Source organism: Paraburkholderia sp. MM5384-R2 (assembly GCF_014201025.1).
Taxonomy (GTDB): domain Bacteria; phylum Pseudomonadota; class Gammaproteobacteria; order Burkholderiales; family Burkholderiaceae; genus Paraburkholderia; species Paraburkholderia tuberum.
Genome location: NZ_JACHDI010000030.1, coordinates 12,660 through 38,298, shown reverse-complemented (window position 1 = coordinate 38,298; position 25,639 = coordinate 12,660). Strand labels below are relative to the sequence as shown.

The following is a 25,639-nucleotide window of genomic DNA, read 5'->3' as shown; positions in this document are numbered from 1 at the left end:
CAATTGCTAGGCTAGGCCCTGGTTCATTCATAGAACACGGTCACAACAATCGGCGGCGCGGCTCGCGCCTCAGGAGACGAAGCAATGACACAGCACATGTTCGACGAAGGCCTCGGGCGGCGCGAGGCCAATTATGTCCCGTTGACGCCGATCGATTTCCTCGTGCGCGCAGCGCAAGTGTATGGCGAGCGGCTCGCGATCGTCCATGGGGAGATCCGCCGCAACTGGCGCGAGACCTATGAGCGTGCGCGGCGGCTCGCGAGCGCGCTGCACGAGGCCGGCATCGGCCGCGGCGACACGGTCGCCGCGCTGCTGCCGAACATCCCGCCGATGGTCGAGGCGCACTTCGGCGTGCCGATGGCTGGCGCCGTGCTGAATACACTGAACACGCGGCTCGACGTCGCGACGCTGCTGTTCATGCTGCGCCACGGTGAGGCGAAGGCGCTGATCGTCGACACCGAATACGGCGAGTTCGCGCATCGCGTGGCGCTAGAATTCCCGGAGCTCCGCGTGATCAGCGTGGCCGACGCGCAGCCCGCCGACGCCGCGCAGTTCATTCGCGCGACGGACTACGAGCAGTTCCTGCAAACCGCCGACCCTTCCTTCGAGTGGACTCCGCCCGCCGACGAATGGGACGCGATCGCGCTGAACTACACATCGGGCACGACCGGTGACCCGAAGGGCGTCGTCTACCATCACCGTGGCGCATATCTGAACGCGCTGAGCAACATCCTCGAATGGGACATGCCGAAGCACGCGGTCTATCTGTGGACGTTGCCGCTGTTCCACTGCAACGGCTGGTGCTTTCCGTGGACGGTGGCCGCCCGCGCGGGCGTCAACGTCTGTCTGCGCAAGTTCGACGCGAAGACCGTGTTCGAGTTGATTCGCCGCGAACACATCACGCATTACTGCGGAGCGCCGATCGTACAGAGTTCGCTCGTGAATGCGCCGGCCGAATGGCGCGGGGGCATCACGCATCGCGTGTCGACGATGGTCGCGGGCGCCGCGCCGCCGCCCGCGGTGATCGCGAAGATGAAGCAGATCGGCTTCGATCTGACGCACGTGTACGGGCTCACCGAAACCTACGGGCCGGCGGCCGTCTGCGCGAAGCAGGACGAATGGGACGCGCTCGACGATCAAATCCGCGCCGACCTGACCGCGCGCCAGGGCGTGCGTTATCACCTGCAGGCGGCGGTCGCGGTGCTCGATGCGGACACGCTCGCGCCGGTGCCGGACGACGGCGAAACGATCGGCGAGATCATGTTTCGCGGCAACATCTGCATGAAGGGCTATCTGAAGAACGAGCGCGCGACCGAAGCGGCTTTCGAAGGCGGCTGGTTCCATACCGGCGATCTCGGCGTGCGCACGGCCGACGGCTATATCCGCATCCGCGACCGCAGCAAGGACATCATCATTTCGGGCGGAGAGAACATTTCGAGCATCGAGGTCGAGGACACGCTGTACCGGCACCCCGCGGTGTCGGTGGCGGCGGTGGTCGCGATGGCCGATCCGAAGTGGGGCGAGGTACCGTGCGCGTTCATCGAGTTGAAGGAAGGCGCGCAGGTGACCGAGGAGGAAATCATCGCGCACTGCCGGCTGTTTCTGGCCAGCTACAAGTTGCCGAAGGCGGTGCGCTTTGGCGAGTTGCCCAAGACGTCGACGGGGAAGATCCAGAAGTTTGAGTTGCGCGCGCGGATCAAGGCGGAGGGGAAAGGGTAACGCGCCGCGATTACCGCTGATTCAGGGCGGCGCGAGTGGCGCGCAACGAGTCACGACGGTGCGCGCCGCTTCGTGTTGCCGTCAAATTCCCACCTTGTGCGCGTTAAAAATCAGCCGCAGGCCCAGCGCGGTCACCGCGCTCGCGGCGATGCGATCGATCCACGCCTTCCAGCGCAGATAGATTTCGCGCGGCCGTTGGCTCGAAAAGCACAGTGCGACGATCGTGTACCAGCCCGCCTCGATCGCGAAGATCGCCGGCGGCAGCGCGAAATAGCACCACACTGGCGGATGCTGCGGCAGCAGCGCAGCGAAGATACTGCCGTAATAGACAGCCGTTTTCGGATTGCTGAGCTGCGTGCTCAAGCCGATCCAGAACGACTTGCGCGGATTGCCGCCGCTGCCGGTTCGCGTTTCGCTGAACGCGAGCGGCTTCGCGGCGCCGCGCCAGATTTTCGACGCCAGATAGACCAGGTAGACGCCGCCGGCCACTTTCAGCCCGACGTAGAGCCATTCGACCGTCGCGAGCAGCGTATAGAGCCCGAGCAGCGCGATGCCGCTAAAAAACACACCGCCGATACCCATGCCGAGCGCTGTCGCGAGACCGTCGCCGCGCGACAGACCGATCGCATTGCGTGCGACGATGACGAAGCTGGGCCCCGGACTCATCGCGCCCAATAGCAGCGCGGCGAGGATCGTGAGGATGGCGGTCGAGGCGGGCATGGTCGTGTCTCCTGATGTCGGGCCGATGCCAGAAGTTCTGGCGAATACAGAGTCTCGCATTGTCCGCCAATCGCGCGGCGGAAGCCACGGATACCGAAAACTCGGAAGTCGCGCAATCAGTGAAATTAGAAAAAGTTCTTTGCTGCGGCCAAAATACATCGAATGCTAGAATGACTTTCCATACGCGGAAGCTCCCTCGTCACGACGAGGCGACGCACGACGCGAAACACGGGCGCAATTCGAGCCACGCTGATTTTTCGAGTAGCCGATTCGCTTGATCCCGGCGTTTCAACTCAGGCGCTTTACTTCAGGCGCTTTAATTCAGGATCTGACAGGCATCACTTGCAAATGCGGGTTTTCACGCGTTTGCATGGATCGCGTGAATTCGTCGAATTGCTTCCATTCAAATTGAATTACGCACGAGCCTCGCGTTGCTATGCGAGTTGCCCGTTTGTCTAATGCCAGCAAGAGCTGCGACACCAATACGTTATGAAACAACGAGAAGGACAACAACGACTGTTCGAACGCGACGAGAACCTGCGCGAGCGCATGATCGCGTGGATCCGCCGACGCATGGACGACCACGGCATCACATTCGAAGCGCTGGCCGAATCGCTCGAAGCCGATGCGAACGCCGTGGCCGCGGTGCTGTATCGCGACGCATTCGGTAACACGTGGGACGGTCGCGGCGATAAACCGGCGTGGCTCGCGCGCGCGATTCACGCCGGACAAAGCATCGATCATTTCCGCTGCTGAGCGCGCGCAGGCGCACCGCGAAACGCCCGCGCGAAAAAAAGCCCGCGCAAGGCGGGCTCGATCTTTACTGCTCGGAGTCTCGCGACGAATCGCGCATCACAGGTCGAAAAACACGGTTTCCTGATCGCCCTGCATGTGGATGTCGAAGCGATACACGTTGGCCGTACCGGCAACGCGGCGCGCGATCAGCGTGCTACGGCGCTCGGCCGGCACCGACGCCAGCACGGTGTCCTGCTCGTTCGCCTGCGCTTCGTCTTCGAAATAGATGCGCGTGAACGTGTGCAGCAGCATGCCGCGCATCGTCAGGATTACGTCGATGTGCGGCGCTTCGTCGGGATTCGCGCGGCCCGGCTTCACCGTCTCGACGATGAAGCGCTTGTGCGGATCCGTGCCCGTACCGACGCGCGCAAAGCCGTGAAAGCCGGTCTTCAAAATTTCTTCGCGCGATTCCGGATAGTGGCCGTTCGAGTCGACTTGCGACATCTCGATCATCGCGTCGCCGATCACCTTGCCGTCGCCGTCGAACACCTGACCGACGATCGTGATGTGCTCGCCGGCCGCTTCCATGTCGGCCAGAACGTTCGTGAACAGGCTCTTGAAGTCGAAATCGTATTGCTGCGGGCAAAGACCGTAGGCGAAGTACGGACCAACGGTTTGCGAAGGCGTTTGCTTGAGGGTCGTCATGGCTTAGCGCTCCATCGGGGTTTCGTTCGGGCCGCGCAGCACGATGTCGAAATCGTAGCCGAGCGCGTAGGCCTCTTGCGTGGTGTCGAGCGAGAACTTCGAGATCATGCGCTCACGGGCGAGCTCCGGCGTGCCCTGGTAGATCGGGTCGAATGCGAGCAGCGGATCGCCGGGAAAGTACATCTGCGTGACGAGACGCGAGCCGAAGTGGTCGCCGAACAGCGAGAAATGGATGTGCTGCGGACGCCAGGCGTTCGGATGGTTGCCCCACGGATACGCGCCCGGCTTGATGGTCATGAAGCGGTAACGGCCTTCGTTGTCGGTGATGCAGCGGCCCGCGCCGAGGAAGTTCGGGTCGAGCGGCGCGTCGTGCTGGTCGGCCTTGTGCACATAGCGGCCGGCGGCGTTCGCTTGCCAGACTTCCACCAGCGTGTTGCGCACCGGGCGGCCGCCTTCGTCGAGCACACGGCCCGTCACGATGATGCGCTCGCCGAGCGGTTCGCCATTGCGCACCGCGTTGCGGGTCAGGTCGCTGTCGAGCGGGTCGAGGTCGTCGGTGCCGTAGACCGGCACGCGCTGGTCGCGCAGCCGTTCCTTCAGCGGAATCAGCGGACGCGACGGACCGCGTTTGACCGACGAACCGTACGGCGGATAGATGTACTCGGGATGGGACGCGAAATCTCGCGGCGAAAGAATTGAATCTTCCATGAGCTGTCTCCGTTGGAGGAATCGGGGGGATGCGACGTTATGACTTGCACTTTATACAAAGCGTGCGGTTATGAAAAATGACGTTTTTGCCCGTTTCGTATAACCTTCCGTTATGCAACGCAGTCTCGCGGATAGCCGCGTCAAATTCCGTCATCTCCAGTGCTTTCTGGCCGTCGCGCAGTTCGGCAGCGTCCAGCGGGCGGCGGACAGTTTGTCCATCACGCAGCCGGCGGTATCGAAGACGGTCGCCGAGCTGGAGACCATTCTCGGCGTGAAGCTGTTCGAGCGCGGCCGTCACGGCGCGGTGCCGACGCGCGAGGGGCAGCTTTTCATGCCGCACGCGAGCGCCTGCGTGAGCGCGCTGCGCCAGGGCGTCGATCTGCTTGCGCGGGCCGAGGGCGCGGCCGCCGCGACGCTCGAAGTCGGTGTGCTGCCCACTGTCGCCGCGGTGCTGGTACCGCCCGTGCTGAGACAGTTCGCGACGCAGTGGCCGCGCGTGATCGTGCGCCTCGCGACCGGCGCAAATCCGGAATTGCTCGAACGCCTGAAAGCGGGGTCGATCGAATTCGCGATCGGCCGCCTCGCGGACCCGGAGCGGATGGTCGGCCTGAGTTTCGAGCAACTGTTTACCGAGCCGCTGATCGCGGTCGTGCGCGCCGGGCATCCGCTGGCGCAAGGGAAGGCCTTGCCCGCCACGTCGCTGGAGGAATTTCCGATCGTGCTGCCGCCGTTCGGCACGCTGATCCGCCAATCGGCCGAGAGCCTGCTCGGCGCGTGGGGCGTGCCGCCGTTGTCGGCGTTCGTCGAGGTGTTGTCGGTATCGACGGGGCGCGCGCTGACGCTCGAAAACGGCGCGGTGTGGTTCGTGCCGCAAAGCGCGGTCGAATACGAACTCGCGCACGGCATGCTGGTGCGCTTGCCGCTGCCGTTTGCGGGCACCGGCGAGCCGGTGGGGCTGATTCGTCGCTCGGATACGCAGCCGTCGACGGTGGGACGCGCGTTCATCGAGGCGGTGCGCGAGGTCGCGCGGGGCAGACGGTTGCGAACGCCCCGCGACCCGGTGTAAAAACACGGTGCGAAAGCCGCCGCAGACCGTTGTTCCTGCGGCACGCCGCGTGCGCGCCACGAGCGAGCACGCACCACGCAGCCCCTCGCGAACGACTGAAACACTTCGCGCCGAACCCGGAAAGAGACCGGCCCCGCGTCGAAAGACCGTACAAGGAGATTGCCATGCCCAGCGACTTGCCCACTCCAGAGGCCGCGCAGCGCGCCGTATTGGCGCCGCAGCACAATCCGCTCGGCACGGCCGGCCTCGAGTTCGTCGAGTTCGCCGCGCGCGATCCGCAGGCGCTCGGCGAGACCTTCACGCGGCTCGGCTTCAAGGCGATCGCGCGTCATATCAGCAAGGATGTGACGCTGTATCGCCAGGGCGAGATGAATTTCCTGATCAACGCGGAGCCCGATTCGTTCGCAGCGCGCTACGCGGAAGAATACGGGGTCGGCATCTGCGCGATCGGGATTCGCGTCGCCGACGCACAGCGCGCGTTCGAACGCGCGGTGGAACTCGGCGCGTGGGCGTTCGAAGGCGAACGCCTCGGTGCCGGCGAACTGCTGATTCCGGCCATTCAAGGCATCGGCGATTCGCACATCTATTTCGTCGATCGTTGGCGCGGGCGAGGCGGTCAGCGCGGCGGCCTCGGCGATATCTCGATCTTCGACATCGACTTCCGGCCCATCGAAATCGACACGGCCGCAGCCGATCTGAATCACGCGGGCAGCGGCCTGATCGCGGTCGACCATCTGACGCAAACGGTTGGCGAAGGCCGCATGCAGGAGTGGATCGACTTCTATCGCGACCTGCTGAATTTCCGCGAGATCCGCGAGCTGCACGCCAACTGGCATGTGTCGGCGGAATCGCGCGTGATGGTGTCGCCGTGCGGCGCGATCCGCGTGCCGCTGTACGAGGAAGGCACGGGCCGGACCAACCTGATGCACGAGTATTTGCCCGATCATCCGGGCGAAGGCGTGCAGCACATCGCGCTCGCCACCGACGACATCTTCGCGTGCGTCGAGCGTCTGCTCGCGAACGGCGTCGAATTCGTCGAGCCGCCGCCGCGCTACTACGAGCAGTTCGATGCACGTTTGCCGGGCCACGGGCTCGATGTCGAGCGACTGCGGCGCACGCATGTGCTCGTTGATGGCGAGATCGGCGCGGACGGCGTGCCGCTGCTGTTTTTCCAGACCTTCGTGCGGCGTCGCGCCGGCGAGATTTTCTTCGAGATCGTGCAACGCCAGGGACATCATGGCTTCGGCGAAGGCAATCTCGCCGCATTGGCCCAGGCGCGCACCGGCAGCTGAACACTGCGCGTAGTCGCATGCGTGATTGGATCACTCACGCATGCGGCTTTCGTCACCTCACGCCCCCTCGGGGCGCTCCACCAACTCCGGATAAATCGCACCGTATGCGGCGGCCTCCCGCAGCAGCCACTCGCGGAAACTCGCGATCGGCTTGCCGTGACTCAACTCGGTCGGATAGACAAGGTAGTACGCGGCCTCGGCGAGCGCGGGCGTGTCGAACGGAATCACGAGACCGAACTGCTGCAACTGCGTGTCGACGAAAAAGCGCGGCACCAGCGCGATGCCGAGTCCGGCCGCGGCAGCACTGATCAGCATCGTGTGCAGTTCGTAGCGCACGCCCTGCATCGTGCGGTTGTCGTCGACGCCGAGATTCGAGAACCAGCTCGCCCAGCCGTCGGGTCGCGTCGTCGAATGCAGCAGCGGATAGTTGAGTAGTTCGGCGACGTTGCGGACCGGCCGCTTCAGCAGATTCGCCGCGCAGACCGGCACCACTTCCTCGCAGAACAGAAAATCGGCCGACGTACCCGGCCACGTCGGCTTGCCGTAATGAATTGCCGCTTCGAAATGCGTCTCGGCGAACGGAAACGTCGCGGTACGCACGCCCATGTTCACGCGCACCTCGGGGTATTGTTCATTGAACGAGGCCATGCGCGGAATCAGCCATTGCGATGCGAACGTCGGCAATACCGCGAGTTCCAGATAGCCGCCGCCGCTGCCGTGCGCGATGATCGATAGCGTGTCGCGATCGAGGTGTTCGAGCGAGCGTCTCACCTGCGCGCTGTAGACCTTGCCCGCGCGCGTCAGCACCACGCGTTGCTTGACGCGCACGAACAGCCGCACGCCGAGATTGCTTTCGAGCGTATTGATCTGTCGCGACACCGCGCTTTCGGTGAGGAACAGTTCGCGCGCCGCATGCGTGAAGCTCTGGTGGCGCGCGGCGGCTTCGAACGCGAGCAGCGCGCCCATGTTGGGAATCTTGAACTTTCGCACGTTAATTCCAAAAACGCATCAAGTGGCGAGTTTATCTCGCTTTACGGGGCGCAGCGCATTTTGAATAATCTCGCCCGTTATGAGGCGCTCGTGCAGCGCTCAACGTATAGCGTGGAGAAGCCGGATGCGAAACCTGAAGAATGCCAATGTCGAACAACTGCTGGTGAAGCTGCTGGGCGCGCAGAAAGCCGCGCGCCTTTTTGCGACGCTGAATCATCCGCGTGTGTTGAACGAGTGGGAAAGCGGCAGCGTCACGCGCGCCGAACTCGCACAGGCGATGAACATGGCGCTGTTCGACGATCTGCTCGCGCGCTCGGAAAACGGCCGCCGCTATACGGAGGAAACCGTCGCCGCCGGCGGCAGCGTGTACTTCGATCATGGCGCGCTGCGCACCGTGCGCTGGCCGCACAGCGGCGCGCTGCCGCCCGGCGAGGCCGCGTTCGCGCGCATCCTGCGGCCGCTCGGCTTTCGGATCAACGGCCGTTACCCGCTCGATCGTCTCGGCATGACCGGCCGCGCGTGGGCGCATGACGACGCCGCCGACGAGATCGCGCAGTTCTTCGTCAGCGAACTGCACCCGGAGCGTTTTTCCGCGGCGTTCCAGCAGGCGGTGACGAACGTGATCGGTGCCTCGCGCGATCCGTTGACGCCGCGCGCCCATGGCCTTTTGTGGGAACTCGAACGCGATGGCTTGCTGCCGTTCGATGCGGCGCAGGAGTTGCTACCGGTGATCGTCGGTGCGTTCGCGCGTCAGCACGAGATGCCACGCGAAGCCGATTACGAAGTATTGTTGAAGGAATCGGCGGAGATGGCGTGGATCGCTACCGAAGGTAACGCGTTCAATCACGCGACCGATCGCGTCGCGGACGTCTTCAAGCTGTCGGACGAACAGAAGGCGAAGGGTCGGCCGATGAAGCCCGAAGTCGAGCATTCGCGTTCCGGCCGCGTGTTCCAGACCGCGTATCGCGCGGATGTCGTGCAGCGTGAATTTCGCGCGGCCGACGGCAGCGTCGTCACGCGCGACGTGCCGGGCTCGTTCTACGAATTCATTACGTGCAAGCGCAGTTTCGATCAGGACGCGCGCCGCTGGGAAACGGACCTGCGTTTCGACGCGGGCAACGCACAGGGCATCTTCCGGATGACCGCGAGCCAGGCGGCCTGAGCGCATACGGCGGCGCGAGCGCCGGCATCGCAGACGAGGTGCGCAGTGGGGGCGTCATTGTCATTGGATGAAGAGCAGCGGCTTGGCGCGCAGCGGGGCGCTTTGCATGAATCGCGTGTCGCCATGCCTTTCTCGGCCAGCGCGGAGCTATTGCAGGCGCTCGAAAGCGACCTGCGCCAGGATGTGCGCGGCGAGGTGCGATTCGATCAGGGTTCCAAAGCATTGTACGCATCGGATGCGTCGAACTATCGGCAAGTCCCGCTCGGTGTCGTGGTGCCGGCCGATATCGACGATCTGCTCGCAACGCTCGCCGCATGCCGTCGCAACGACGTGCCGTTTCTCGCGCGCGGTGGCGGCACGTCGCAGAACGGCCAATGCGTGAACGTCGCGGTCGTGGCCGACGCGAGCAAGTATCTGAACCGCGTCGTCTCGATCGATCCGCTCGCGGGCGTCGCGGGCGTCGCGGTCGTCGAGCCGGGCGTCGTGTGCGACTCCTTGCGCGATGCCGCCGAACAGCACGGCCTCACGTTCGCACCCGATCCCGCCACGCATAGCCGCTGCACGCTCGGCGGCATGATCGCGAACAACTCGTGCGGCGCGCATTCGGTGATGGCCGGTAAGACCGTCGAGAACATCGAAGCGCTCGAAATCGCGACCTTCGACGGCGCGCGTTTCTGGGTCGGCCCGACCTCCGCGGAAGAACTCGAACGCATCATCGCGGCGGGTGGCCGTCAAGGCGAAATCTACGCGGCGCTCAAGCAACTGCGCGACACGTACGCCGAACGGATTCGCGCGAAATTTCCGCAGATCAAGCGGCGCGTGTCGGGCTTCAATCTCGATCAACTGCTGCCGGAAAACGGCTTCAACGTCGCGCGTGCGCTCGTCGGCAGCGAAGGCACGTGCGCGGTCACGTTGCAGGCGAAAGTGAGGCTCGTGAAGAGCCCGGCCAGGCGCGTGATCGTCGTGGTCGGCTTCACCGACATCTATACGGCGGCGGACGCGGTGCCGCATTTCATGCGCTGCGGGCCGATCGCAGTCGAGGGACTCGACCGCGCGATCATTCGCGGCTTGCAGGCGCGCGGCCTGAAGAAGGACGAGATCGCGCTGCTGCCCGAAGGCGATGCGTGGGTCGTGCTCGAATTCGGCGCGGATACGCAGGACGAGGTGCTGCAACAGGCACGCGACGCCGCCGCGTATTTCCAATCGGGCGCGGCCGGGCCGCAAATCTCGACGATGCTCGTCGAAGATCGCGCCTTGCAGGCGAAGGTGTGGTCGATTCGCGAGACGGGGGCGTCGGCGGTCGCGTTGTCAGTGGATCGCGACAAGCCCGATCCGGTGGTCGGCTGGGAAGACGCGGCGGTCGATCCGCTGCGGCTCGGCGATTATCTGCGTGCGTTTCAGGCGCTCGTCGATCGCCATGGCTACGAGACGAGCCTGTACGGCCATTTCGGCGACGGCTGCGTGCACGCGCGCATCACGTTCGATCTGCGCAGCGCGGAAGGTATCGCGAGGTGGCGCGGGTTCTTGCGCGAAGCGGCGGAACTGGTGGTCCAATTCGGCGGCTCGCTGTCGGGCGAACACGGCGATGGCCAGGCGAAGGCCGAGTTTCTGCCGATCATGTACGGCCCCGAGCTGATGCAGGCGATGGAGCAGTTCAAGGCGATCTGGGACCCGGCGAATCGTCTGAATCCGGGCAAAGTCGTGCATGCGTACCGCGCCGACGAAAACCTGCGCATGGGCCCTGCGTACAAGCCGGTGACGCTGCATACGAAGCTCGCGTTCGCGAGCCAGGAAGGCGACGGCTTTCAGCGTGCGATCGAACGCTGCATCGGCATGGGCAAATGCCGCTCGCTCGAAGGCGGCACGATGTGTCCGAGCTATCGCGGCACCCGCGAGGAAAAGTACTCGACGCGCGGGCGCGCGCATCTGTTCTGGGAAATGCTGCAAGGCGACGTGATCGCCGATGGCTGGAACAGCCGCGAAGTGAAAGAAGCGCTCGATACCTGCCTCGCATGCAAGGGCTGCAAGTCCGATTGCCCGACGCATACGGACATGGCGTCGTACAAGGCGGAGTTCCTTTCTCACTACTACGAGAACAATCGTCGGCCGCGTCAGGCGCTGTTCATGGGGCGGATCGGCGAATGGGCACCGTGGGCCGCGCGTTTTCCGCGCGTGACGAACTTTCTGACGACGGCGCCCGGTTTGTCCGCGCTCGGCAAATGGATCGCGGGTGTGGCGCAGACGCGTGCGTTGCCGCGGTTCGCCGCTGCAACTTATAGACGGAGCGTGTCGTCGCAAGCATCCGCGATTCATGCGCTCGGCGGCGACGCAAAGAAGGTGATCCTGTGGGTCGATACATTCAACGACCACTTCACGCCCGAGATCGCGCACGCCGCCGCTGATGTGCTCACGCAACTCGGCTGGCACGTCGTGTTACCGAAGAAACGTTTGTGTTGCGGGCGTCCGCTGTACGACTTCGGCCTGCTCGAACGCGCGCGCGAGCTGCTCACGCATATCGTCGACGACCTCGCGGACGACATCGCCGCCGGCGTGCCGCTGGTCGGTCTGGAACCTGGCTGTCTATCGGTGTTCAAGGACGAGTTGCTGAAGCAACTCCCCGATCATGCGTTGGCGAAGAAGCTGTCCGCGCAAACATATCTGTTTGCCGATTTCGTCGCGCGTCAGCCGTTCGAGTGGCCGACGCTCGCGGCCGATGTGATCGTGCATGGCCATTGTCATCAGAAGGCGCTATTCGGCATGCAGGGCGACACGGCGTTGCTGAACAAGCTCGGCGTCAAATGGAAGCTGCTCGATACCGGCTGCTGCGGGATGGCGGGATCGTTCGGCTTCAACATCGAGCATCACGCGTTGTCGGAAAAGATCGGCGAGGACATGTTTGAGGCCGTGCGCGACGCTATGGCGGCGAATGCGGAAACGATCGTGCTGACCAACGGCTTCAGTTGTCGCGAGCAGATCGAGCACGGCACAGGGCGACACGCATTGCATATCGCGCAACTCGCGCAACGGGCGCTGGCGGCGCGCTGAGTGCGCGCGCCGTGCAGGGCGCGCTATTTTATTTCTTCGCTGACTCGTTCGCGGCAGGCGGTGTATGCGGAAGGTCCGCATTGGTCGCCATCCACAACACTTCGGCGTCTTCCTCGCTGGTCGACACCGCCGCGTGACCCGTGCGGCTGTCGAAGTAGAGACTGTCGCCCGTGTTCAGATGTGTCGGCGCGTACAGCTCCGAATAGAGGCACACGCTGCCGCTGATCACGTAGAGAAACTCCTCGCCTTCGTGGCGGCCCCAGTCGTCGAATGCATCGAGCGTGTGCGCCGAGATACGGATGCGAAACGGCAGCATCGCCTTGTGTGCCAGGTCGGTGGCGAGCAACTCCATCTGATAGCCGCGATAAGCGTGGCGCTGGCCTTCGTTCTTGCGCGTCAGCGCGCGCCGGCCGCTCGCGCTGACTTTCGGCGTCGAGCCGAACAGTTCGCCAATTTCGATCTTCAGGCCCAGCACGATTTTTTGCAGCACGTCGAACGTGGGGGACATCAGGCCGTTTTCGACCTTCGACAGCGTCGAGCGCGAGACACCGCACAGGCGGCTCGCGGTTTCGAGCGTCAGATCCTGCGCTTGACGGGCGGCGCGCACGCGCCGGCCGAGATCGGTGGAGGACGTGTCGGCGGATTTGGTGAGGTGGGTGTCCATGAGGCTTGCTGCTGGTCGGGTATGCGCTTGATCGGGCGAATAATGTTTCCGATCATAACATTTGGCGTGACCCGGGCCTTTGTGCGCCGATTCAAGCGTTCGTGCGCTTTTCTCATCGGAAACGCCGCGGCTTTTCCGATGAGTTCGACGCAGCGTGGCGATCTCACGTTGATGAGGCGTCCTTTGCGCGGCGTTTTTCACGCGCTGCGATTGAAAAGCTCATTGAGCTGCGTGCCCGCCGTCGCGCCGGTGAAGTCGAAGCGGCCATCGGCCAGCGCCTGAGCGGCGTGCATGAAGCCACCCCACGCCGCGCGCGCGAGCCCGCCGCCGACGCTGATCCGCCGCACGCCGAGCGCGGCCACGTCCTGCAACGTCAGGGTCGATGTCGAGCCGATCAGCAGATTGACAGGCTTCGGCGCAACGGCCGCGACCACCGCTTCGATCTGCTCGCGCGTCTGGATGCCGGGCGCATACAGGCAGTCGGCGCCCGCCGCCGCATAGGCCTTCAGGCGGGCAATGGCATCGCCGAGATCGGGCTTGCCGGCGAAGAAATTCTCCGCGCGGCCGACGAGCAGCGTGTCGCCGCCGTTCTGATCGATTGCACGTCGCGCCGCGCTGAGCCGTTGCACGGCGACGTCGACCGGAAACAGCGGCGCGGCGGGGTTGCCGGTCGAGTCCTCGATCGACAGGCCCGCGACGCCCGTTTCCACCGCGAGCGTCACGCTCTCGGCGACTTCTTCCGGGTCGCGGCCGAAGCCGTTCTCGAAGTCGGCGTTGACCGGCAGATCGGTCGCGTCGACGATTGCGCGCAGGTGCGCGAGGATCGTTTCGCGCGGCAATGTGTTGTCCGCATGTCCGGTCGACCACGCAAAACCGGAACTCGTCGTCGCGAGCGCCTTGAAGCCGAGTGTATGCAGATAACGGGCGCTGCCCGCGTCCCACGGATTGGGCAGCACGAAACAGCCAGACGAGTGCAGCGCGCGGAAAGCAGCGCGTTTTTCAGCGGCGGTGCGGGGCATCGCATGTCTCCTTGGTGTGAGGGAGCGGCTCCCTCGTTGAAAGGAAAACGCCGGGCCAACTGTTGCGCAGGCGAATCGGCATTCCCCAGGGGAAAGTCTATGTCGGTATCGAAATCGTGGTTGATGAAATGGGTGGCGACTTTCACAGACGTCTCCAATAATTCAAAATGACGACAGGCGAAGAAGCCGGTTCAGAGATGCGAAGGGCCGCATGGGAAGTCGGCATTCGCGACGAGGTCATTTCCCCAAAGGAGGCACAACATGAACATCGCGACCCGGATGCGGTCGATCCCTGCCGTGTTGGTGCTCACGCTCGTTGGCTGCGCCGCGGGCGGCGGGAATGGCGGCGCGCAAACGCATCTGAGTGCAACGCAATGCCGCGATCTGACCGACCTCAGGAACAAGGCACCGGCCACGCACCAGCGGAGCATGAGCGAACTGACAGCGCTGCAGCAGGCGGGCTACCATCCTGAACGACGCTTTGATCCTGACTATCCGGCGAGTCTCGAGCGCGCGCAGAGGCAGGTGGACATCTGGTATCAGGCGGAATGCCCGCAGGCACGGGCTGGGTGAATCTGCCGCGGCGCCAGAATTGGCGGTACGTTGTTAGTGCCGCATAAACGTAAAGAGCGGGCGCATGCCTTGAAAACATGCGCCCGCTTCATATCGGTTCGAAACGGCGAAACCGCAAAGAGGGGAAAGGGCCGTTAACTCGAGAATCTTTCCTCGCTACGGACATTCGCTATACGTTCGCGACTCGTCACTGACCGTCCGGATTGACCCACATCGGATGATGGCCCGCTTGCGATGATCCGCCCATCGACGACCCATAGCCAGACGTGTCGCCTTGGCCCTTCGCGTTCATCGCGGAGACGCGTGCCTCGGCCGCCTGGATGTCCGCGGGATACTGGGCATCGAGCACGATGGCCGGGTTATAGCCAATCTGTTCGAGTTGCTGCACCTGTGCCTTGACTTCGGCCCGCGTGATCGGCTGTTCCGATTGCGCGAACGACGCGACCGGCGCAGCGATCAGGGCCGTAAGCGCAACTGCCTGGATAAGCGATTTCATGATGTTTCCCTCCGTAGTTGTCTGTCCGGCACCGCAGCGATACCGATGCCATAAGCGCAGTCTAGAGGGGGGGGAACTTGGGGAAAACCACTAGCCGACTAATTCAGTATTGCAAAGAACGGGTAGTCGGCGAGCTGTAATCTCGCCGTCGCGGGTTCTCCTAAAACAACAGCGCAAAAGCGGCCGTAAATCTGGTCACACACCTTTGCGCACATCGACGCGATAACTCGTGATTTGCCGATAAGTATCTCCGGGTCGCACGATCACTTCGTTCTGCCCGGTCATATTGACCTCGTTCGGGAAACCGCCCGCCTCGAGGCACAAGCCGGCGTGCCGTTGATAGCGGACACCGCCGCGTCCCGGGTTGCCGTTCAACGCGTTGCCCGTGTAAAACTGCAAGCCCCGCTGATCGGTCGCGACGGTCAGTTCGCGTCCGCTGCCCGGATCGTATGCACAGGCGACTTCGCGCAGCGGCGGCGCGTGGCCGTCGTTGCCCTTCATCGCGTTTGCCGGCGCCTCGCGCAGCACGTAGCAATGATCGAAGCCGCCGGCGCGCGCGAGTTGCGCGTGCGGCCAGTCGAGCCGGCCGCCGATCGGCGCACTCTGCCGGAAGTCGAATGCGTTGCCCGCGACGTCGGCGAGCTTGCATGGAATCATCGTCGCGTCGACTTCGAAAAAGCGCTCGGCGTCGATCGACAGCACGTGGCCGCGAATGTCGGTGCCCGCGCGCCCGGTCAGGTTGAAGTACGGATGGCTCGTCAGATTGAGCGGCGTCGGCGCGTCGGTGATCGCTTCGTAGCCGATCGTCAGCGTGCCGTCGTCGTCGAGCGAATAGCGTACTTGCACCGTCACGTTGCCCGGAAAACCGGCATCGCCTTCGGGCGACTCGAGCCGCATCAGCAACGCGCCGTCGTCCTCGGCGACCTCCCACAACGCCCGATGAAAACCGACCGTGCCGCCGTGCAGCAGATTCGGACCTTCGTTGCGATCGAGCGTGTACTCGATGCCGTCGAGCGAAAAGCGCGCGCCCGCAATGCGATTCGCCCAGCGGCCGATCAGTCCGCCCATGTAGGTCGAGGCCGCCACGTATTCGGCGGGCGTGTCGTGACCGAGCAGAATATCGCCGAGACGTCCGGCGCGATCCGGTGCGTGCCACGAAACCAGCGTCGCGCCGAGGTCGCTGATGGCGACTTTCATGCCGTGCGCGTTGCGCAACGTGTAAAGCCGTACGCGATCGCCGCCCTGCAGCGTGCCCCACGGCTCGGAAGAGAGTTGTGCGATGCTGATCATGTGGTCAGTGCGAAGAAAAAATGGAAAGCATGCTCAGCCAGCGGTTTTGGTCTTCGGGCCCACGCGCTCCTGGTATTCGCGCGGCGTGCAGCCGAGTTCGCGGCGAAATACCGCGTACATGTATTGCAGCGACGTGAAGCCGCAACGGATCGCGACTTCCGCGCTCGACGCATCGCGTTTCGCGAGCAGCGACTTCGCGACGTCGAGCTTGTGGCGCAGGATCTCCTGATGCACGGTGCACTGACGCTCGCGCCGGAAATACTCTTCGAGCGACGAACGCGACACGCCCACATAGTCGGCCACCTGCTCGGTGCGGATGCCTTGGCACGCGTACTGGCGAATGAAATGGCGGGCGCGCATCACGTAAGGACTCGCGAGCGGCTGATGCCGCGTCGATTCGAGCACGTTGATGCCGACCGGCGGCACCAGAATGCGGCGCCCCGGAAAGCGCGCGCCGTGCAGCATCTGATGCAGGATATGCGCGGCGGTACGGCCCATTTCCTCGGTGCCCTGGATCACCGACGACAGCGGAATGCGCGTCAGCGTCCGCGTGAGCGGATCGTTGTCGATGCCGATGATCGCGACTTCCTCGGGCACCGGAATGCCCGCGATCAGACATGCCTGCAGCAAATGCCGCGCACGTGCGTCGGTCACCGCGATGATGCCGACCGGCTTCGGCAGTTGCCGCAGCCAGGTGGTCAGCTGTTCGATGGCCTGGTTCCAGGACGGCGCGCTCGTCGACAGACCGCGATAGATCTCGCTATCGATCTGCGCCGCGCTGCGTCCGTCCGCGCTGCGCAGATTCGCGAAGGCGAGTTCGCGCTGTTGCGCCCAACGGTTTTCCTGCGCCTGCGGCAGGCTGTACAGCGCGAAGTTTTCGAGGCCCGCGCCGATCAGGTGCGTGTACGCGAGCGACACGAGCTTGCTGTTGTCGGTCGCGATATAGGGTAAATCCGGGGGGTACTGCGTCGGCTCCTCGTACGACGAACCGACCGCGACCACCGGCAGTGGACAGTCGCGCAGGGCTTCGTCGACGGCGGGATCGTCGAAGTCCGCGATGATGCCGTCGCCGTCGAAGCGCTGGATACCCGCGAGCCGGCAGCGGAAGTCTTCTTCGAGGAAGAGATCCCATGCGACGCGCGTCGACAGCAGGTAGTTGCCGATGCCGGTGATGATCTCGCGATCGTAGACCTTGTTCGCGTTGAACAGCAGCGCAATGCGATGGGTTGTCTGAGGTGCTTGTGGACGGGTCATGGCGGTGAGCGGCGGGTGGCTCGATAGACCACGCGCCTTTGTCTCCATTGTGTCGGGTGCCTGGGAGCAACCCCGTTTTTAAGCGTCTGGTTATTCTAGGCGCCGAATCGCGCGACGGCAGTAAACAAACGCGCGGGCGGTGAGAAACATCAAGCGCGCTGCGCAATTTCGCAATTGCCGGCACATCGTGCAAGCGGCAGCATGGCGTCACTTTGTCGGCCTGCGCGGCTTCTCGCGTGGGTTGCAATGCACCATACATTGGAGACGCCGATGTCCTACTTCGAACACATTCCAGAGATCCGTTACGAAGGCCCGCAATCGGACAACCCGCTCGCGTACCGTCACTACGACAAAACGAGGAAGGTACTCGGCAAGACGCTCGAGGAACATCTGCGTATCGCCGTCTGCTACTGGCATACCTTCGTATGGCCCGGTGTCGATATCTTCGGTCAGGGCACGTTCCGGCGGCCGTGGCAGCAACCCGGCGACGCAATGGAGCGGGCGCTGCAAAAGGCCGACGCCGCGTTCGAATTCTTCTCGAAGCTCGGCACGCCGTACTACACGTTCCACGATACCGACGTCGCACCCGAAGGCGCGAGCGTGAAGGAATACAGCGAGAACTTCCTGCGCGTGTCCGACTACCTCGCGCGCAAGCAGCAGGATACCGGTGTCAAATTGCTGTGGGGCACCGCGAATCTGTTTTCGCATCCGCGTTACGCGGCCGGCGCCGCGACCAATCCGAATCCGGAGGTTTTCGCCTTTGCGGCGACCCAGGTGCGTCATGCGCTCGACGCGACGCTGCGCCTCGGCGGTGAAAACTACGTGTTGTGGGGTGGCCGCGAAGGCTACGACACGCTGCTGAACACCGACCTCGTGCGCGAGCGCGAGCAGTTCGCGCGCTTCCTGCACATGGTCGTCGAACACAAGCACCGGATCGGTTTCAAGGGCGCGCTGCTGATCGAGCCGAAGCCGCAGGAGCCCACCAAGCATCAATACGACCACGACGTCGCGACCGTGCACGGCTTTCTGCTGCAGCACGGCCTCGACAAGGAGATTCGCGTCAACATCGAGGCGAATCACGCGACGCTCGCGGGGCACTCGTTCCATCACGAGATTGCGACCGCATTTGCGCTCGGCATCTTCGGTAGCGTCGATGCGAATCGCGGCGATCCGCAAAATGGCTGGGACACCGACCAATTTCCCAACAGCGTCGAGGAACTCACGCTGGCCTTCTACGAGATCCTGCGCCACGGCGGTTTCACGAGCGGCGGCATGAACTTCGATGCGAAAGTGCGGCGCCAGAGTGTCGATGCGGAAGACCTGTTTTATGGCCACGTCGGCGCGATCGACAACCTCGCGCTAGGCCTCGAACGCGCCGCCGTGCTGGTCGAAAACGAGCGCCTCGAGCAGTTCAAGCGGCAACGCTACGCGGGCTGGGATGGCGAGTTCGGCCGCAAGATCCTGTCCGGCGACTACTCGCTGTCGACGCTTGCGGCGGACACGCTGGCGCGCGATCTGAATCCGCGGCATGTGAGCGGGCAACAGGAACACATGGAAAACATCGTAAATCAGGCGATTTATAGCGGACGTTGAATAAAGATCGCGCGGCCACGTCGACCGCGCGCACCAGCAAGCTGTGGGTTGTCGCTTGTCCGAGTCTGCGGCTCGCAGCGCAGACCGATACGTCCGGTATTCCGGCTATCACTACACAAAAGGAGACATCAATGAAATTCGCAATGCGTCGTAACGTCCTGAGTTCGCTGTTGTGCGGCGCGGTACTCGCCAGCCTGTCGCTCGCCGCGCCGCTCGCGCACGCCAGCAAGGCTCATCCGGAAATCGGCTTCTGTATCGACGATCTGCGCGTCGAGCGCTGGTCGCGCGATCGCGACTATTTCGTCGCCGCGGCGGAAAAGCTCGGCGCGAAGGTGTCGGTGCAATCGGCCGATGCGAGCGAAGAGCGCCAGATCTCGCAGATCGAAAACCTGATCTCGCGCGGCGTCGACGTGATTGTGATCGTGCCGTTCAACTCGAAGACGCTCGGCAACGTCGTGGCCGAAGCACGCAAAGCGGGTATCAAGGTCGTGTCGTATGACCGCCTGATTCTCGACGCCGATATCGACGCCTATATCTCGTTCGACAACGAGAAGGTCGGCGAGATGCAGGCGCAGGGCGTCTATGACGTGCGGCCGAAGGGCAACTACTTCCTGCTCGGCGGCGCACCGACCGACAACAACGCGAAGATGCTGCGCAAGGGCCAGTTGAAGGTGCTGCAACCGGCGATCGACAAGGGTGACATCAAGGTGGTCGGCCAGCAGTGGGTGCCGGAGTGGAGCGCATCGACCGCGCTGCGCATCATGGAAGACGCGCTGACCGCGAACAACAACAAGATCGACGCAGTCGTCGCGTCGAATGACGGCACCGCGGGCGGCGCGATCCAGGCGCTCGCCGCGCAGGGCCTCGCGGGCAAGGTACCGATCTCGGGTCAGGATGCCGACCTCGCAGCCGTGAAGCGCGTGGCGGCCGGCACGCAGACGATGACGGTCTACAAGCCGCTGAAGCTGATCGCGAGCGAAGCGGCGAAGCTGTCGGTCGCGCTTGCCAGGGGTGACAAGCCGGCGTTCAACGCGCAATACGACAACGGCAAGAAGAAGGTCGATACGGTGCTGCTGCAGCCGACCAAGCTGACCAAGGCGAACCTCGACACCGTCGTGAAGGACGGCTTCTACACGCAAGAGCAACTCGCGAGCAAATAACACAGAGACGGGCTATGTGAACGCCACGCTCCCGGGTCATCGCGCCCGGGAGCGTGATCGAACATTGGCCCAACTTGCAGCGAGGCATAGCGAATGACGCAACCTGTTCTGACGATGCGCGGCATCGTCAAAGCTTTTTCCGGCGTGAAGGCGCTCGACGGCATCGATCTGACCGTATCGCCGGGTGAATGCGTGGGCCTGTGCGGCGAAAACGGCGCGGGCAAATCGACGCTGATGAAGGTGCTGTCCGGCGTGTATCCGCACGGTACGTGGGATGGCGAAATAACCTGGGAAGGCCAGACGCTGAAGGCCGCGAGCGTACGCGACACCGAACGCGCGGGCATCATCATCATTCACCAGGAACTGATGCTCGTGCCGGAGTTGTCGGTCGCGGAAAACATCTTTCTCGGCAACGAAATCACGCTGCCCGGCGGCCGCATGAACTACGCGGCGATGTATCAGCGCGCCGACGAACTGTTGCGCGAACTCGGCATCAGCGGCATCAACGCCGCGCAGCCCGTGATGAACTACGGGGGCGGCCATCAGCAGCTGATCGAAATCGCGAAGGCGCTGAACAAGCGCGCAAAGCTGCTGATCCTCGACGAACCGTCGTCGTCGCTGACCGCCTCCGAAATCGCGATTCTGCTCGATATCGTGCGCGATCTGAAACGGCGCGGCATTGCCTGCGTGTACATTTCGCACAAGCTCGACGAAGTCGCGGCCGTCTGCGACACGATCAGCGTGATTCGCGACGGCCGCCATGTCGCGACCGAGCCGATGCACGCGCTGACGACCGAGCGGATCATCTCGCTGATGGTCGGCCGGGAGATCAAGAACCTGTTTCCGCGCGAGCCGCATCCGATCGGCGACGTGATCTTCGAAGCGCGCAACGTGACCTGTTTCGACGTGACGAATCCGCGCCGCAAGCGCGTGGACGACGTGTCGTTCTCGTTGCGGCGCGGCGAAATTCTCGGTGTCGCCGGGCTCGTCGGCGCGGGCCGCACCGAGCTGATGCAGGCGATCTTCGGCGCGTATGCGGGCATCAGCGAGGCGCACGTCGTGCTCGACGGCAAGCCGCTGAAAATTCGCGCGCCGATCGACGCGATTCGCGCCGGCATCGCGATGGTTCCCGAGGATCGCAAACGCCACGGCATCGTGCCCGGCATGAGCGTCGGTCATAACATCACGCTTGCGGTGCTGCAGCGTTTCGCGTCGGGCGGACGTATCGATGCCGCGGCCGAACTCGACACGATTCAGACGGAAATGAAGCGGCTTTCGGTGCGCGCCGCGAATCCGATGTTATCGATTGCAAGTCTGTCGGGCGGCAATCAGCAGAAGGCCGTGCTCACGCGCATGCTGCTGACCAACCCGACCGTGCTGATTCTCGACGAACCGACACGCGGCGTCGACGTCGGCGCCAAATACGAGATCTACAAGCTGATCTTCCAGCTTGCGCAGCGCGGCATGTCGATCGTGATGGTGTCGTCCGAATTGCCGGAAGTGCTCGGCATCAGCGACCGAGTGCTCGTGATCGGCGAAGGCGAGTTGCGCGGCGACTTCATCAACGACGGTCTCACGCAGGAAGACATTCTCGGCGCCGCGATCCGCCCCGTGCATCTATCTTCGAACCCAACCGCAGCGAGTGCCGCATGACTCCCGAAGTAACTTCCCAACGCACCGACAACGCCGCGCCGCGAGGCGCATTCGGCGGCACGCAACGGATCCAGCAACTGTTCGCGCGCTACAAGATTCTCGCGCTGCTGATCGCCGTCGCCGTGATCTGGATTTTCTTTTCGACGCTCACGCACGGCGCGTTCGTCACGCCGCGCAATCTGTCGAATCTGCTGCGGCAGATGTCGATTACCGGCATGCTCGCATGCGGCATGGTGTTCGTGATCATCGCCGGTGAAATCGATCTGTCGGTCGGTTCGCTGCTCGGTTTGCTCGGCGGCGTCGCGGCGATTCTCGACGTGAACCGGCACTGGCCGATCGGCGTGACGATTCCGGTCGTGCTGCTGCTCGGCATCGCGGTCGGCGTGTTCAACGGCTGGTGGTCGACGTATCGGCGCGTGCCGTCGTTTATCGTCGGGCTCGGCGGCATGCTCGCGTATCGCGGCATTCTGCTCGGCATTACCGGAGGGTCGACGATCGCGCCGGTGTCGGACAGCTTCGTGTTCGTCGGCCAGGGCTACCTCCCGCGGCTCGCCGGCGACACGCTCGCCGTCGTGCTGTTCCTGCTGCTGGCATTCCTGACGATCCGCCAGCGCGCCAATCGGCAGCGTTATCAGTTGCGCGTCGTGCCTTTCTGGCAGGACGTCGCGAAGGTGATCGTCGCAGGCGCGATTCTCGCCGGCTTCATCGCGATGCTCGACAGTTACGGCGGCATTCCGGTGCCGGTGTTGCTGCTGCTCGCGCTGCTCGGCGTCTTCACATGGATCGCGACGCAGACCGTGTTCGGACGCCGCATCTACGCGGTCGGCTCGAACCTCGAAGCGACGCGGCTGTCGGGTGTCAACACCGACCGCGTGAAGCTCGCGATCTTCGCGCTGATGGGGCTGATGTGCGCGTTTGCCGGCATCGTCAACACGGCGCGGCTCGCGGCGGGTTCGCCGTCGGCGGGCTCGATGGGCGAACTCGACGCGATCGCCGCGTGCTTTATCGGCGGCACCTCGATGCGCGGCGGCTCCGGCACCGTGTATGGCGCGCTGATCGGCGCGCTCGTCATGGCGAGCCTCGACAACGGCATGTCCATGCTCGACGTCGACGCGTACTGGCAGATGATCGTGAAGGGCGGCATCCTCGTGCTGGCCGTGTGGATCGACGTGGTGTCGGGTTCGAACCGCCGTTGATCCGGTCGCATGATCGCCTGATTGAATCAAGCGCAGGGTTCGCGGTGTGCCGGCGGTGACTTACGCCGGCACACCGCCGCCTCTGCGCGGTCGCAGTTAATGAAACACCCCACGACTTTCCCCCGCCGCTTTCAGTCCCCGCCTTCCCACGCCGCACGGCCGCTCGAGGTTCACGCGCGCATTTAAGTCTCACGCTCGCCGATTCGTCTTATTACTATTCGCAGACAAAGACGGGTGCATCGGCGCTGTCGCCGTTTTCCTACCATCGAGCCAGCCGAGCGAGCCATGCCATGTTGACGCGCAGAACCTTTCTGCTTGGCGGCGCCAGTGCGTTGGGCGGGCTGCTGGTCGGCTGGGCCGTGGTGCCGCCGCGCCAGCGCCTGATGACGTCGACGCCGCTGCCGACGCAAGGCACGCAGGTCGCGCTGAACGGCTGGGTCAAGATCGACGCCGACAACCGCGTGACGATCATGGTGCCGAAGGCCGAAATGGGGCAGGGCATCCATACGGGGCTTGCGATGCTGCTCGCCGAGGAACTCGACGCCGATTGGCCGCAGGTGAAAGTCGAAGAGGCGCCGATCGACCGGATCTACAACGCGGTGCAGAGCATCGTCGACGATCTGCCGTTTCGCCCCGACGACGACAGCTACATCCGCCGCGGCACCGTGTGGATCACGAGCAAGGCAGTGCGTGAGATCGGCACGATGATGACGGGCGGCTCCTCGAGCATGAACGATCTCTGGACGCCGATGCGCGAGGCCGGCGCGTCGGCGCGTGTGATGCTGATCGCGGCGGCGGCCGAGCGCTGGGACGTGCCGGTCCGCGAATGCCGCGCGGAAAAGGGCTACGTGCTGCACCCGTCGGGGCACAAGGCGACGTTCGGCGAGTTGTCGTCGATGGCCGCGCGCCAGCCGCTGCCGCGCAGCGTCGTCCTGAAGCAGCCGGCCGACTTCAGGCTGATCGGCCAGTCCGTGCGGCGCATCGAAGCCGCGTCGAAAATCGACGGTGCGGCGCGCTTCGGCATCGACGTGTTGCCCGACGGTTTGGTCTATGCAAGCGTCGTGATGTGTCCGACGCTCGGCGGCACGGTCGCGCATTTCGACGCGACGCCCGCGCAAAAGATACGGGGCTTCATCAAGGCGTTCGCCGTGCCGCCGTACGCGGGCGGCACCGGCGGCGTGGCCGTGATCGCGGACAACGCGTTTCGCGCGATGAGCGCGGTCGAGGCGATCAACGTGACCTGGCATGACGGCGCGGCCGCGAAGGTGTCGAGCGCTGCGGTGGACTGCCGCCTCGTCGAAGCGCTCGACCATACGGATGGCCACGTGTATTACCACGTCGGCAACGTCGACAACGCGATGAGTCGCGCGGCGCGCACGATCGAAGCGGTCTATCACGCACCGTATCTCGCGCATGGCGCGGTCGAGCCGCTGAACTGCACGGTGCAGGTCGCGGACGGCGCAGCGACCGTCTGGGTGTCGACGCAGATGCCGCGGCTCGCGCGGCATCATGCGGCGAAAGTGCTCGGCCTCGACGTCGATCTCGTCGATGTACAGACGCAGTTGTTGGGCGGCGCGTTCGGCCGGCGCCTCGAACTCGATTTCGTCGCGCAGGCCGCGGCGATCGCGCGCGAGGCCGATGGCCGTCCGGTGCAAACCATCTGGTCGCGCGCGCAGGACTTCACGCACGACTTCTACCGGCCCGCATGCGCGGCACGGCTTCAGGCCGGCTTCGACGAGCACGGCAAGCTGGTCGCCTGGCACGCGAAGTCGGCGGGTCAGGCGATCGTGCCGGATGCGCTCGCGCGTTACTACGGCGTGCCGCACATCCCGATCGACAAGACCACCTGCGAAGGCGCGTTCGATCAGCCCTACGAGTGGCCGGCCGCGCGCGTGTCGCACAAGATAGTCGAATTACCGGTGCCGATCGGCTTCTGGCGCTCGGTCGGCCACTCGCATCAGGCCTTCTTCACCGAGAGCTTCACCGACGAAGCCGCCGCCGCGGCCGGCCAGGACCCGATCGCGTTTCGCGCGATGCTGCTCGCGCAGCATCCGCGTCATCTGGCGGTCCTGAAGCGTGTCGAGAAGTTGTCCGACTGGGGGCGTCCGCTAAAACCCGCCGCCGATGGCGCGCGTTGCGCTCGTGGCGTCGCGTTGCACGAGGCGTTCGGCAGCGTGGTCGCGCAGGTCGCGGAGGTGTCGATCGGCGCGAACCGGCAGATTCGCGTGCATCGGGTGGTGTGCGTGATCGATTGCGGCTTGCCGGTGAATCCGAACTTGATCCGTCAGCAGATGGAAGGCGGCATCGTGTTCGGGCTGTCGAGCGCGTTGCAGAACGAGATCACGATCGTCAACGGCCAGGTGCAGCAGAAGAACTTCGTGGACTTTCCGGTCGTGCGGATGAACGGGTGCCCTGCGATCGAAGTCGACATCATGCCGAGCCAGCTGCACCCGCAAGGTGTCGGCGAGCCGGGCGTGCCGCCGATCGCGCCGGCGGTGGGCAATGCGGTGTTCGCACTGACGGGGCAGCGTTTGCGGACCCTGCCGTTGCGGCTTGCATGACGGACGGTGGATGAACAACAGCTTGCGGTGTAGCGCGG

21 protein-coding genes are annotated in these 25,639 nt (G+C 64.1%); 12 read left to right on the top strand and 9 right to left on the bottom strand.

Translation table 11 applies throughout. The features are described from left to right. The first annotated feature begins 84 nt into the window (after window positions 1–84). Window positions 85–1,719, top strand: a complete 1,635-nt coding sequence (locus HDG37_RS32480) for an acyl-CoA synthetase (RefSeq protein ID WP_184054819.1) — start codon at window positions 85–87, stop codon at window positions 1,717–1,719. Window positions 1,720–1,800: 81 nt separating this feature from the next. Here HDG37_RS32480 and HDG37_RS32475 read toward each other — a convergent pair whose 3' ends face one another. After that, window positions 1,801–2,439: a LysE family translocator gene (locus HDG37_RS32475; RefSeq protein WP_184054817.1), complete on the bottom strand. Its 639-nt coding sequence runs from the start codon at window positions 2,437–2,439 to the stop codon at window positions 1,801–1,803. Window positions 2,440–2,928: 489 nt separating this feature from the next. Between HDG37_RS32475 and HDG37_RS32470 the strand changes: the two genes are divergently transcribed. Further along, window positions 2,929–3,195 carry an H-NS family nucleoid-associated regulatory protein gene (locus HDG37_RS32470; protein ID WP_090808437.1) on the top strand — a complete coding sequence of 89 codons (267 nt, stop codon included), beginning with the start codon at window positions 2,929–2,931 and terminating at the stop codon, window positions 3,193–3,195. Between the two features lie 96 nt (window positions 3,196–3,291). Here the strand turns inward: HDG37_RS32470 and pcaG are convergent, their stop codons facing one another. Both pcaG and pcaH read right to left on the bottom strand, forming a co-directional pair. Next, on the bottom strand, window positions 3,292–3,879 hold the full coding sequence (gene pcaG / locus HDG37_RS32465) for a protocatechuate 3,4-dioxygenase subunit alpha (RefSeq protein WP_184054815.1): 588 nt from the start codon (window positions 3,877–3,879) through the stop codon (window positions 3,292–3,294). A gap of 3 nt (window positions 3,880–3,882) precedes the next feature. Further along, window positions 3,883–4,587: a protocatechuate 3,4-dioxygenase subunit beta gene (pcaH, locus tag HDG37_RS32460; RefSeq protein WP_184054813.1), complete on the bottom strand. Its 705-nt coding sequence runs from the start codon at window positions 4,585–4,587 to the stop codon at window positions 3,883–3,885. Window positions 4,588–4,699: 112 nt separating this feature from the next. On the opposite strand from pcaH, the gene pcaQ reads away from it, so the two are divergent. Further along, complete coding sequence (gene pcaQ, locus HDG37_RS32455; RefSeq protein ID WP_090808443.1) at window positions 4,700–5,653, top strand: pca operon transcription factor PcaQ; 954 nt, start codon at window positions 4,700–4,702, stop codon at window positions 5,651–5,653. Between the two features lie 164 nt (window positions 5,654–5,817). Next, a complete protein-coding gene (locus HDG37_RS32450; RefSeq protein ID WP_184054811.1) occupies window positions 5,818–6,945 on the top strand; it encodes a 4-hydroxyphenylpyruvate dioxygenase family protein in 1,128 nt (375 codons plus the stop codon). 57 nt (window positions 6,946–7,002) lie between these two features. Here HDG37_RS32450 and HDG37_RS32445 read toward each other — a convergent pair whose 3' ends face one another. Beyond that, window positions 7,003–7,935 (bottom strand): LysR substrate-binding domain-containing protein, encoded by a 933-nt coding sequence (locus HDG37_RS32445; RefSeq protein WP_184054809.1) that lies wholly within the window; start codon window positions 7,933–7,935, stop codon window positions 7,003–7,005. A 124-nt stretch (window positions 7,936–8,059) separates the two neighbouring features. On the opposite strand from HDG37_RS32445, the gene HDG37_RS32440 reads away from it, so the two are divergent. Both HDG37_RS32440 and HDG37_RS32435 read left to right on the top strand, forming a co-directional pair. Further along, complete coding sequence (locus HDG37_RS32440; RefSeq protein ID WP_184054807.1) at window positions 8,060–9,097, top strand: DUF1338 domain-containing protein; 1,038 nt, start codon at window positions 8,060–8,062, stop codon at window positions 9,095–9,097. Window positions 9,098–9,220: 123 nt separating this feature from the next. Beyond that, window positions 9,221–12,142, top strand: coding sequence for an FAD-binding and (Fe-S)-binding domain-containing protein (locus HDG37_RS32435; protein ID WP_260335186.1), 2,922 nt, complete (start codon window positions 9,221–9,223; stop codon window positions 12,140–12,142). Between the two features lie 28 nt (window positions 12,143–12,170). On the opposite strand, the gene HDG37_RS32430 is transcribed toward HDG37_RS32435, so the two are convergent. Further along, on the bottom strand, window positions 12,171–12,806 hold the full coding sequence (locus tag HDG37_RS32430) for a helix-turn-helix domain-containing protein (protein WP_090808454.1): 636 nt from the start codon (window positions 12,804–12,806) through the stop codon (window positions 12,171–12,173). A gap of 197 nt (window positions 12,807–13,003) precedes the next feature. Then, window positions 13,004–13,825: an oxaloacetate decarboxylase gene (locus HDG37_RS32425; RefSeq protein ID WP_184054805.1), complete on the bottom strand. Its 822-nt coding sequence runs from the start codon at window positions 13,823–13,825 to the stop codon at window positions 13,004–13,006. 261 nt (window positions 13,826–14,086) lie between these two features. On the opposite strand from HDG37_RS32425, the gene HDG37_RS32420 reads away from it, so the two are divergent. Continuing rightward, window positions 14,087–14,398: a hypothetical protein gene (locus tag HDG37_RS32420; RefSeq protein ID WP_184054803.1), complete on the top strand. Its 312-nt coding sequence runs from the start codon at window positions 14,087–14,089 to the stop codon at window positions 14,396–14,398. Window positions 14,399–14,585: 187 nt separating this feature from the next. On the opposite strand, the gene HDG37_RS32415 is transcribed toward HDG37_RS32420, so the two are convergent. From HDG37_RS32415 to HDG37_RS32405, 3 genes are all read right to left on the bottom strand, one after another. After that, the gene (locus tag HDG37_RS32415) at window positions 14,586–14,894 is read right to left on the bottom strand and encodes a DUF4148 domain-containing protein (RefSeq protein WP_018424216.1); all 309 of its coding nucleotides are present in this window, start codon (window positions 14,892–14,894) and stop codon (window positions 14,586–14,588) included. Window positions 14,895–15,089: 195 nt separating this feature from the next. Then, on the bottom strand, window positions 15,090–16,184 hold the full coding sequence (locus tag HDG37_RS32410; RefSeq protein WP_184054801.1) for an aldose epimerase family protein: 1,095 nt from the start codon (window positions 16,182–16,184) through the stop codon (window positions 15,090–15,092). A 33-nt stretch (window positions 16,185–16,217) separates the two neighbouring features. Then, window positions 16,218–17,438, bottom strand: a complete 1,221-nt coding sequence (locus HDG37_RS32405; protein ID WP_184054799.1) for a DNA-binding transcriptional regulator — start codon at window positions 17,436–17,438, stop codon at window positions 16,218–16,220. Window positions 17,439–17,708: 270 nt separating this feature from the next. Between HDG37_RS32405 and xylA the strand changes: the two genes are divergently transcribed. From xylA to HDG37_RS32380, 5 genes are all read left to right on the top strand, one after another. Further along, window positions 17,709–19,031: a xylose isomerase gene (gene xylA, locus HDG37_RS32400; protein WP_184054797.1), complete on the top strand. Its 1,323-nt coding sequence runs from the start codon at window positions 17,709–17,711 to the stop codon at window positions 19,029–19,031. Window positions 19,032–19,162: 131 nt separating this feature from the next. Then, the gene (gene xylF, locus HDG37_RS32395) at window positions 19,163–20,191 is read left to right on the top strand and encodes a D-xylose ABC transporter substrate-binding protein (protein WP_184054795.1); all 1,029 of its coding nucleotides are present in this window, start codon (window positions 19,163–19,165) and stop codon (window positions 20,189–20,191) included. Between the two features lie 93 nt (window positions 20,192–20,284). Beyond that, window positions 20,285–21,844 (top strand): D-xylose ABC transporter ATP-binding protein, encoded by a 1,560-nt coding sequence (gene xylG / locus HDG37_RS32390; RefSeq protein WP_184054793.1) that lies wholly within the window; start codon window positions 20,285–20,287, stop codon window positions 21,842–21,844. Next, window positions 21,841–23,040 carry a sugar ABC transporter permease gene (locus tag HDG37_RS32385; protein ID WP_184054791.1) on the top strand — a complete coding sequence of 400 codons (1,200 nt, stop codon included), beginning with the start codon at window positions 21,841–21,843 and terminating at the stop codon, window positions 23,038–23,040. Before xylG ends, HDG37_RS32385 begins: the two co-directional genes overlap by 4 nt. A gap of 290 nt (window positions 23,041–23,330) precedes the next feature. Continuing rightward, window positions 23,331–25,601 carry a xanthine dehydrogenase family protein molybdopterin-binding subunit gene (locus HDG37_RS32380; protein ID WP_184054789.1) on the top strand — a complete coding sequence of 757 codons (2,271 nt, stop codon included), beginning with the start codon at window positions 23,331–23,333 and terminating at the stop codon, window positions 25,599–25,601. The last annotated feature ends 38 nt before the right edge of the window (window positions 25,602–25,639 follow it).

Excerpts from the sequence above, each read along its gene's own strand:
- HDG37_RS32415 (WP_018424216.1), bottom strand. The coding sequence starts at position 14,894 with ATGAAATCGCTTATCCAGGCAGTTGCGCTTACGGCCCTGATCGCTGCG.
- pcaQ (WP_090808443.1), top strand. The coding sequence starts at position 4,700 with ATGCAACGCAGTCTCGCGGATAGCCGCGTCAAATTCCGTCATCTCCAG.
- xylF (WP_184054795.1), top strand. The coding sequence starts at position 19,163 with ATGAAATTCGCAATGCGTCGTAACGTCCTGAGTTCGCTGTTGTGCGGC.
- pcaH (WP_184054813.1), bottom strand. The coding sequence starts at position 4,587 with ATGGAAGATTCAATTCTTTCGCCGCGAGATTTCGCGTCCCATCCCGAG.
- HDG37_RS32410 (WP_184054801.1), bottom strand. The coding sequence starts at position 16,184 with ATGATCAGCATCGCACAACTCTCTTCCGAGCCGTGGGGCACGCTGCAG.
- HDG37_RS32425 (WP_184054805.1), bottom strand. The coding sequence starts at position 13,825 with ATGCCCCGCACCGCCGCTGAAAAACGCGCTGCTTTCCGCGCGCTGCAC.
- HDG37_RS32380 (WP_184054789.1), top strand. The coding sequence starts at position 23,331 with ATGTTGACGCGCAGAACCTTTCTGCTTGGCGGCGCCAGTGCGTTGGGC.
- xylA (WP_184054797.1), top strand. The coding sequence starts at position 17,709 with ATGTCCTACTTCGAACACATTCCAGAGATCCGTTACGAAGGCCCGCAA.
- HDG37_RS32450 (WP_184054811.1), top strand. The coding sequence starts at position 5,818 with ATGCCCAGCGACTTGCCCACTCCAGAGGCCGCGCAGCGCGCCGTATTG.
- HDG37_RS32420 (WP_184054803.1), top strand. The coding sequence starts at position 14,087 with ATGAACATCGCGACCCGGATGCGGTCGATCCCTGCCGTGTTGGTGCTC.
- HDG37_RS32405 (WP_184054799.1), bottom strand. The coding sequence starts at position 17,438 with ATGACCCGTCCACAAGCACCTCAGACAACCCATCGCATTGCGCTGCTG.
- pcaG (WP_184054815.1), bottom strand. The coding sequence starts at position 3,879 with ATGACGACCCTCAAGCAAACGCCTTCGCAAACCGTTGGTCCGTACTTC.
- HDG37_RS32470 (WP_090808437.1), top strand. The coding sequence starts at position 2,929 with ATGAAACAACGAGAAGGACAACAACGACTGTTCGAACGCGACGAGAAC.
- HDG37_RS32475 (WP_184054817.1), bottom strand. The coding sequence starts at position 2,439 with ATGCCCGCCTCGACCGCCATCCTCACGATCCTCGCCGCGCTGCTATTG.
- HDG37_RS32430 (WP_090808454.1), bottom strand. The coding sequence starts at position 12,806 with ATGGACACCCACCTCACCAAATCCGCCGACACGTCCTCCACCGATCTC.
- HDG37_RS32435 (WP_260335186.1), top strand. The coding sequence starts at position 9,221 with ATGCCTTTCTCGGCCAGCGCGGAGCTATTGCAGGCGCTCGAAAGCGAC.
- HDG37_RS32385 (WP_184054791.1), top strand. The coding sequence starts at position 21,841 with ATGACTCCCGAAGTAACTTCCCAACGCACCGACAACGCCGCGCCGCGA.
- HDG37_RS32440 (WP_184054807.1), top strand. The coding sequence starts at position 8,060 with ATGCGAAACCTGAAGAATGCCAATGTCGAACAACTGCTGGTGAAGCTG.
- HDG37_RS32480 (WP_184054819.1), top strand. The coding sequence starts at position 85 with ATGACACAGCACATGTTCGACGAAGGCCTCGGGCGGCGCGAGGCCAAT.
- xylG (WP_184054793.1), top strand. The coding sequence starts at position 20,285 with ATGACGCAACCTGTTCTGACGATGCGCGGCATCGTCAAAGCTTTTTCC.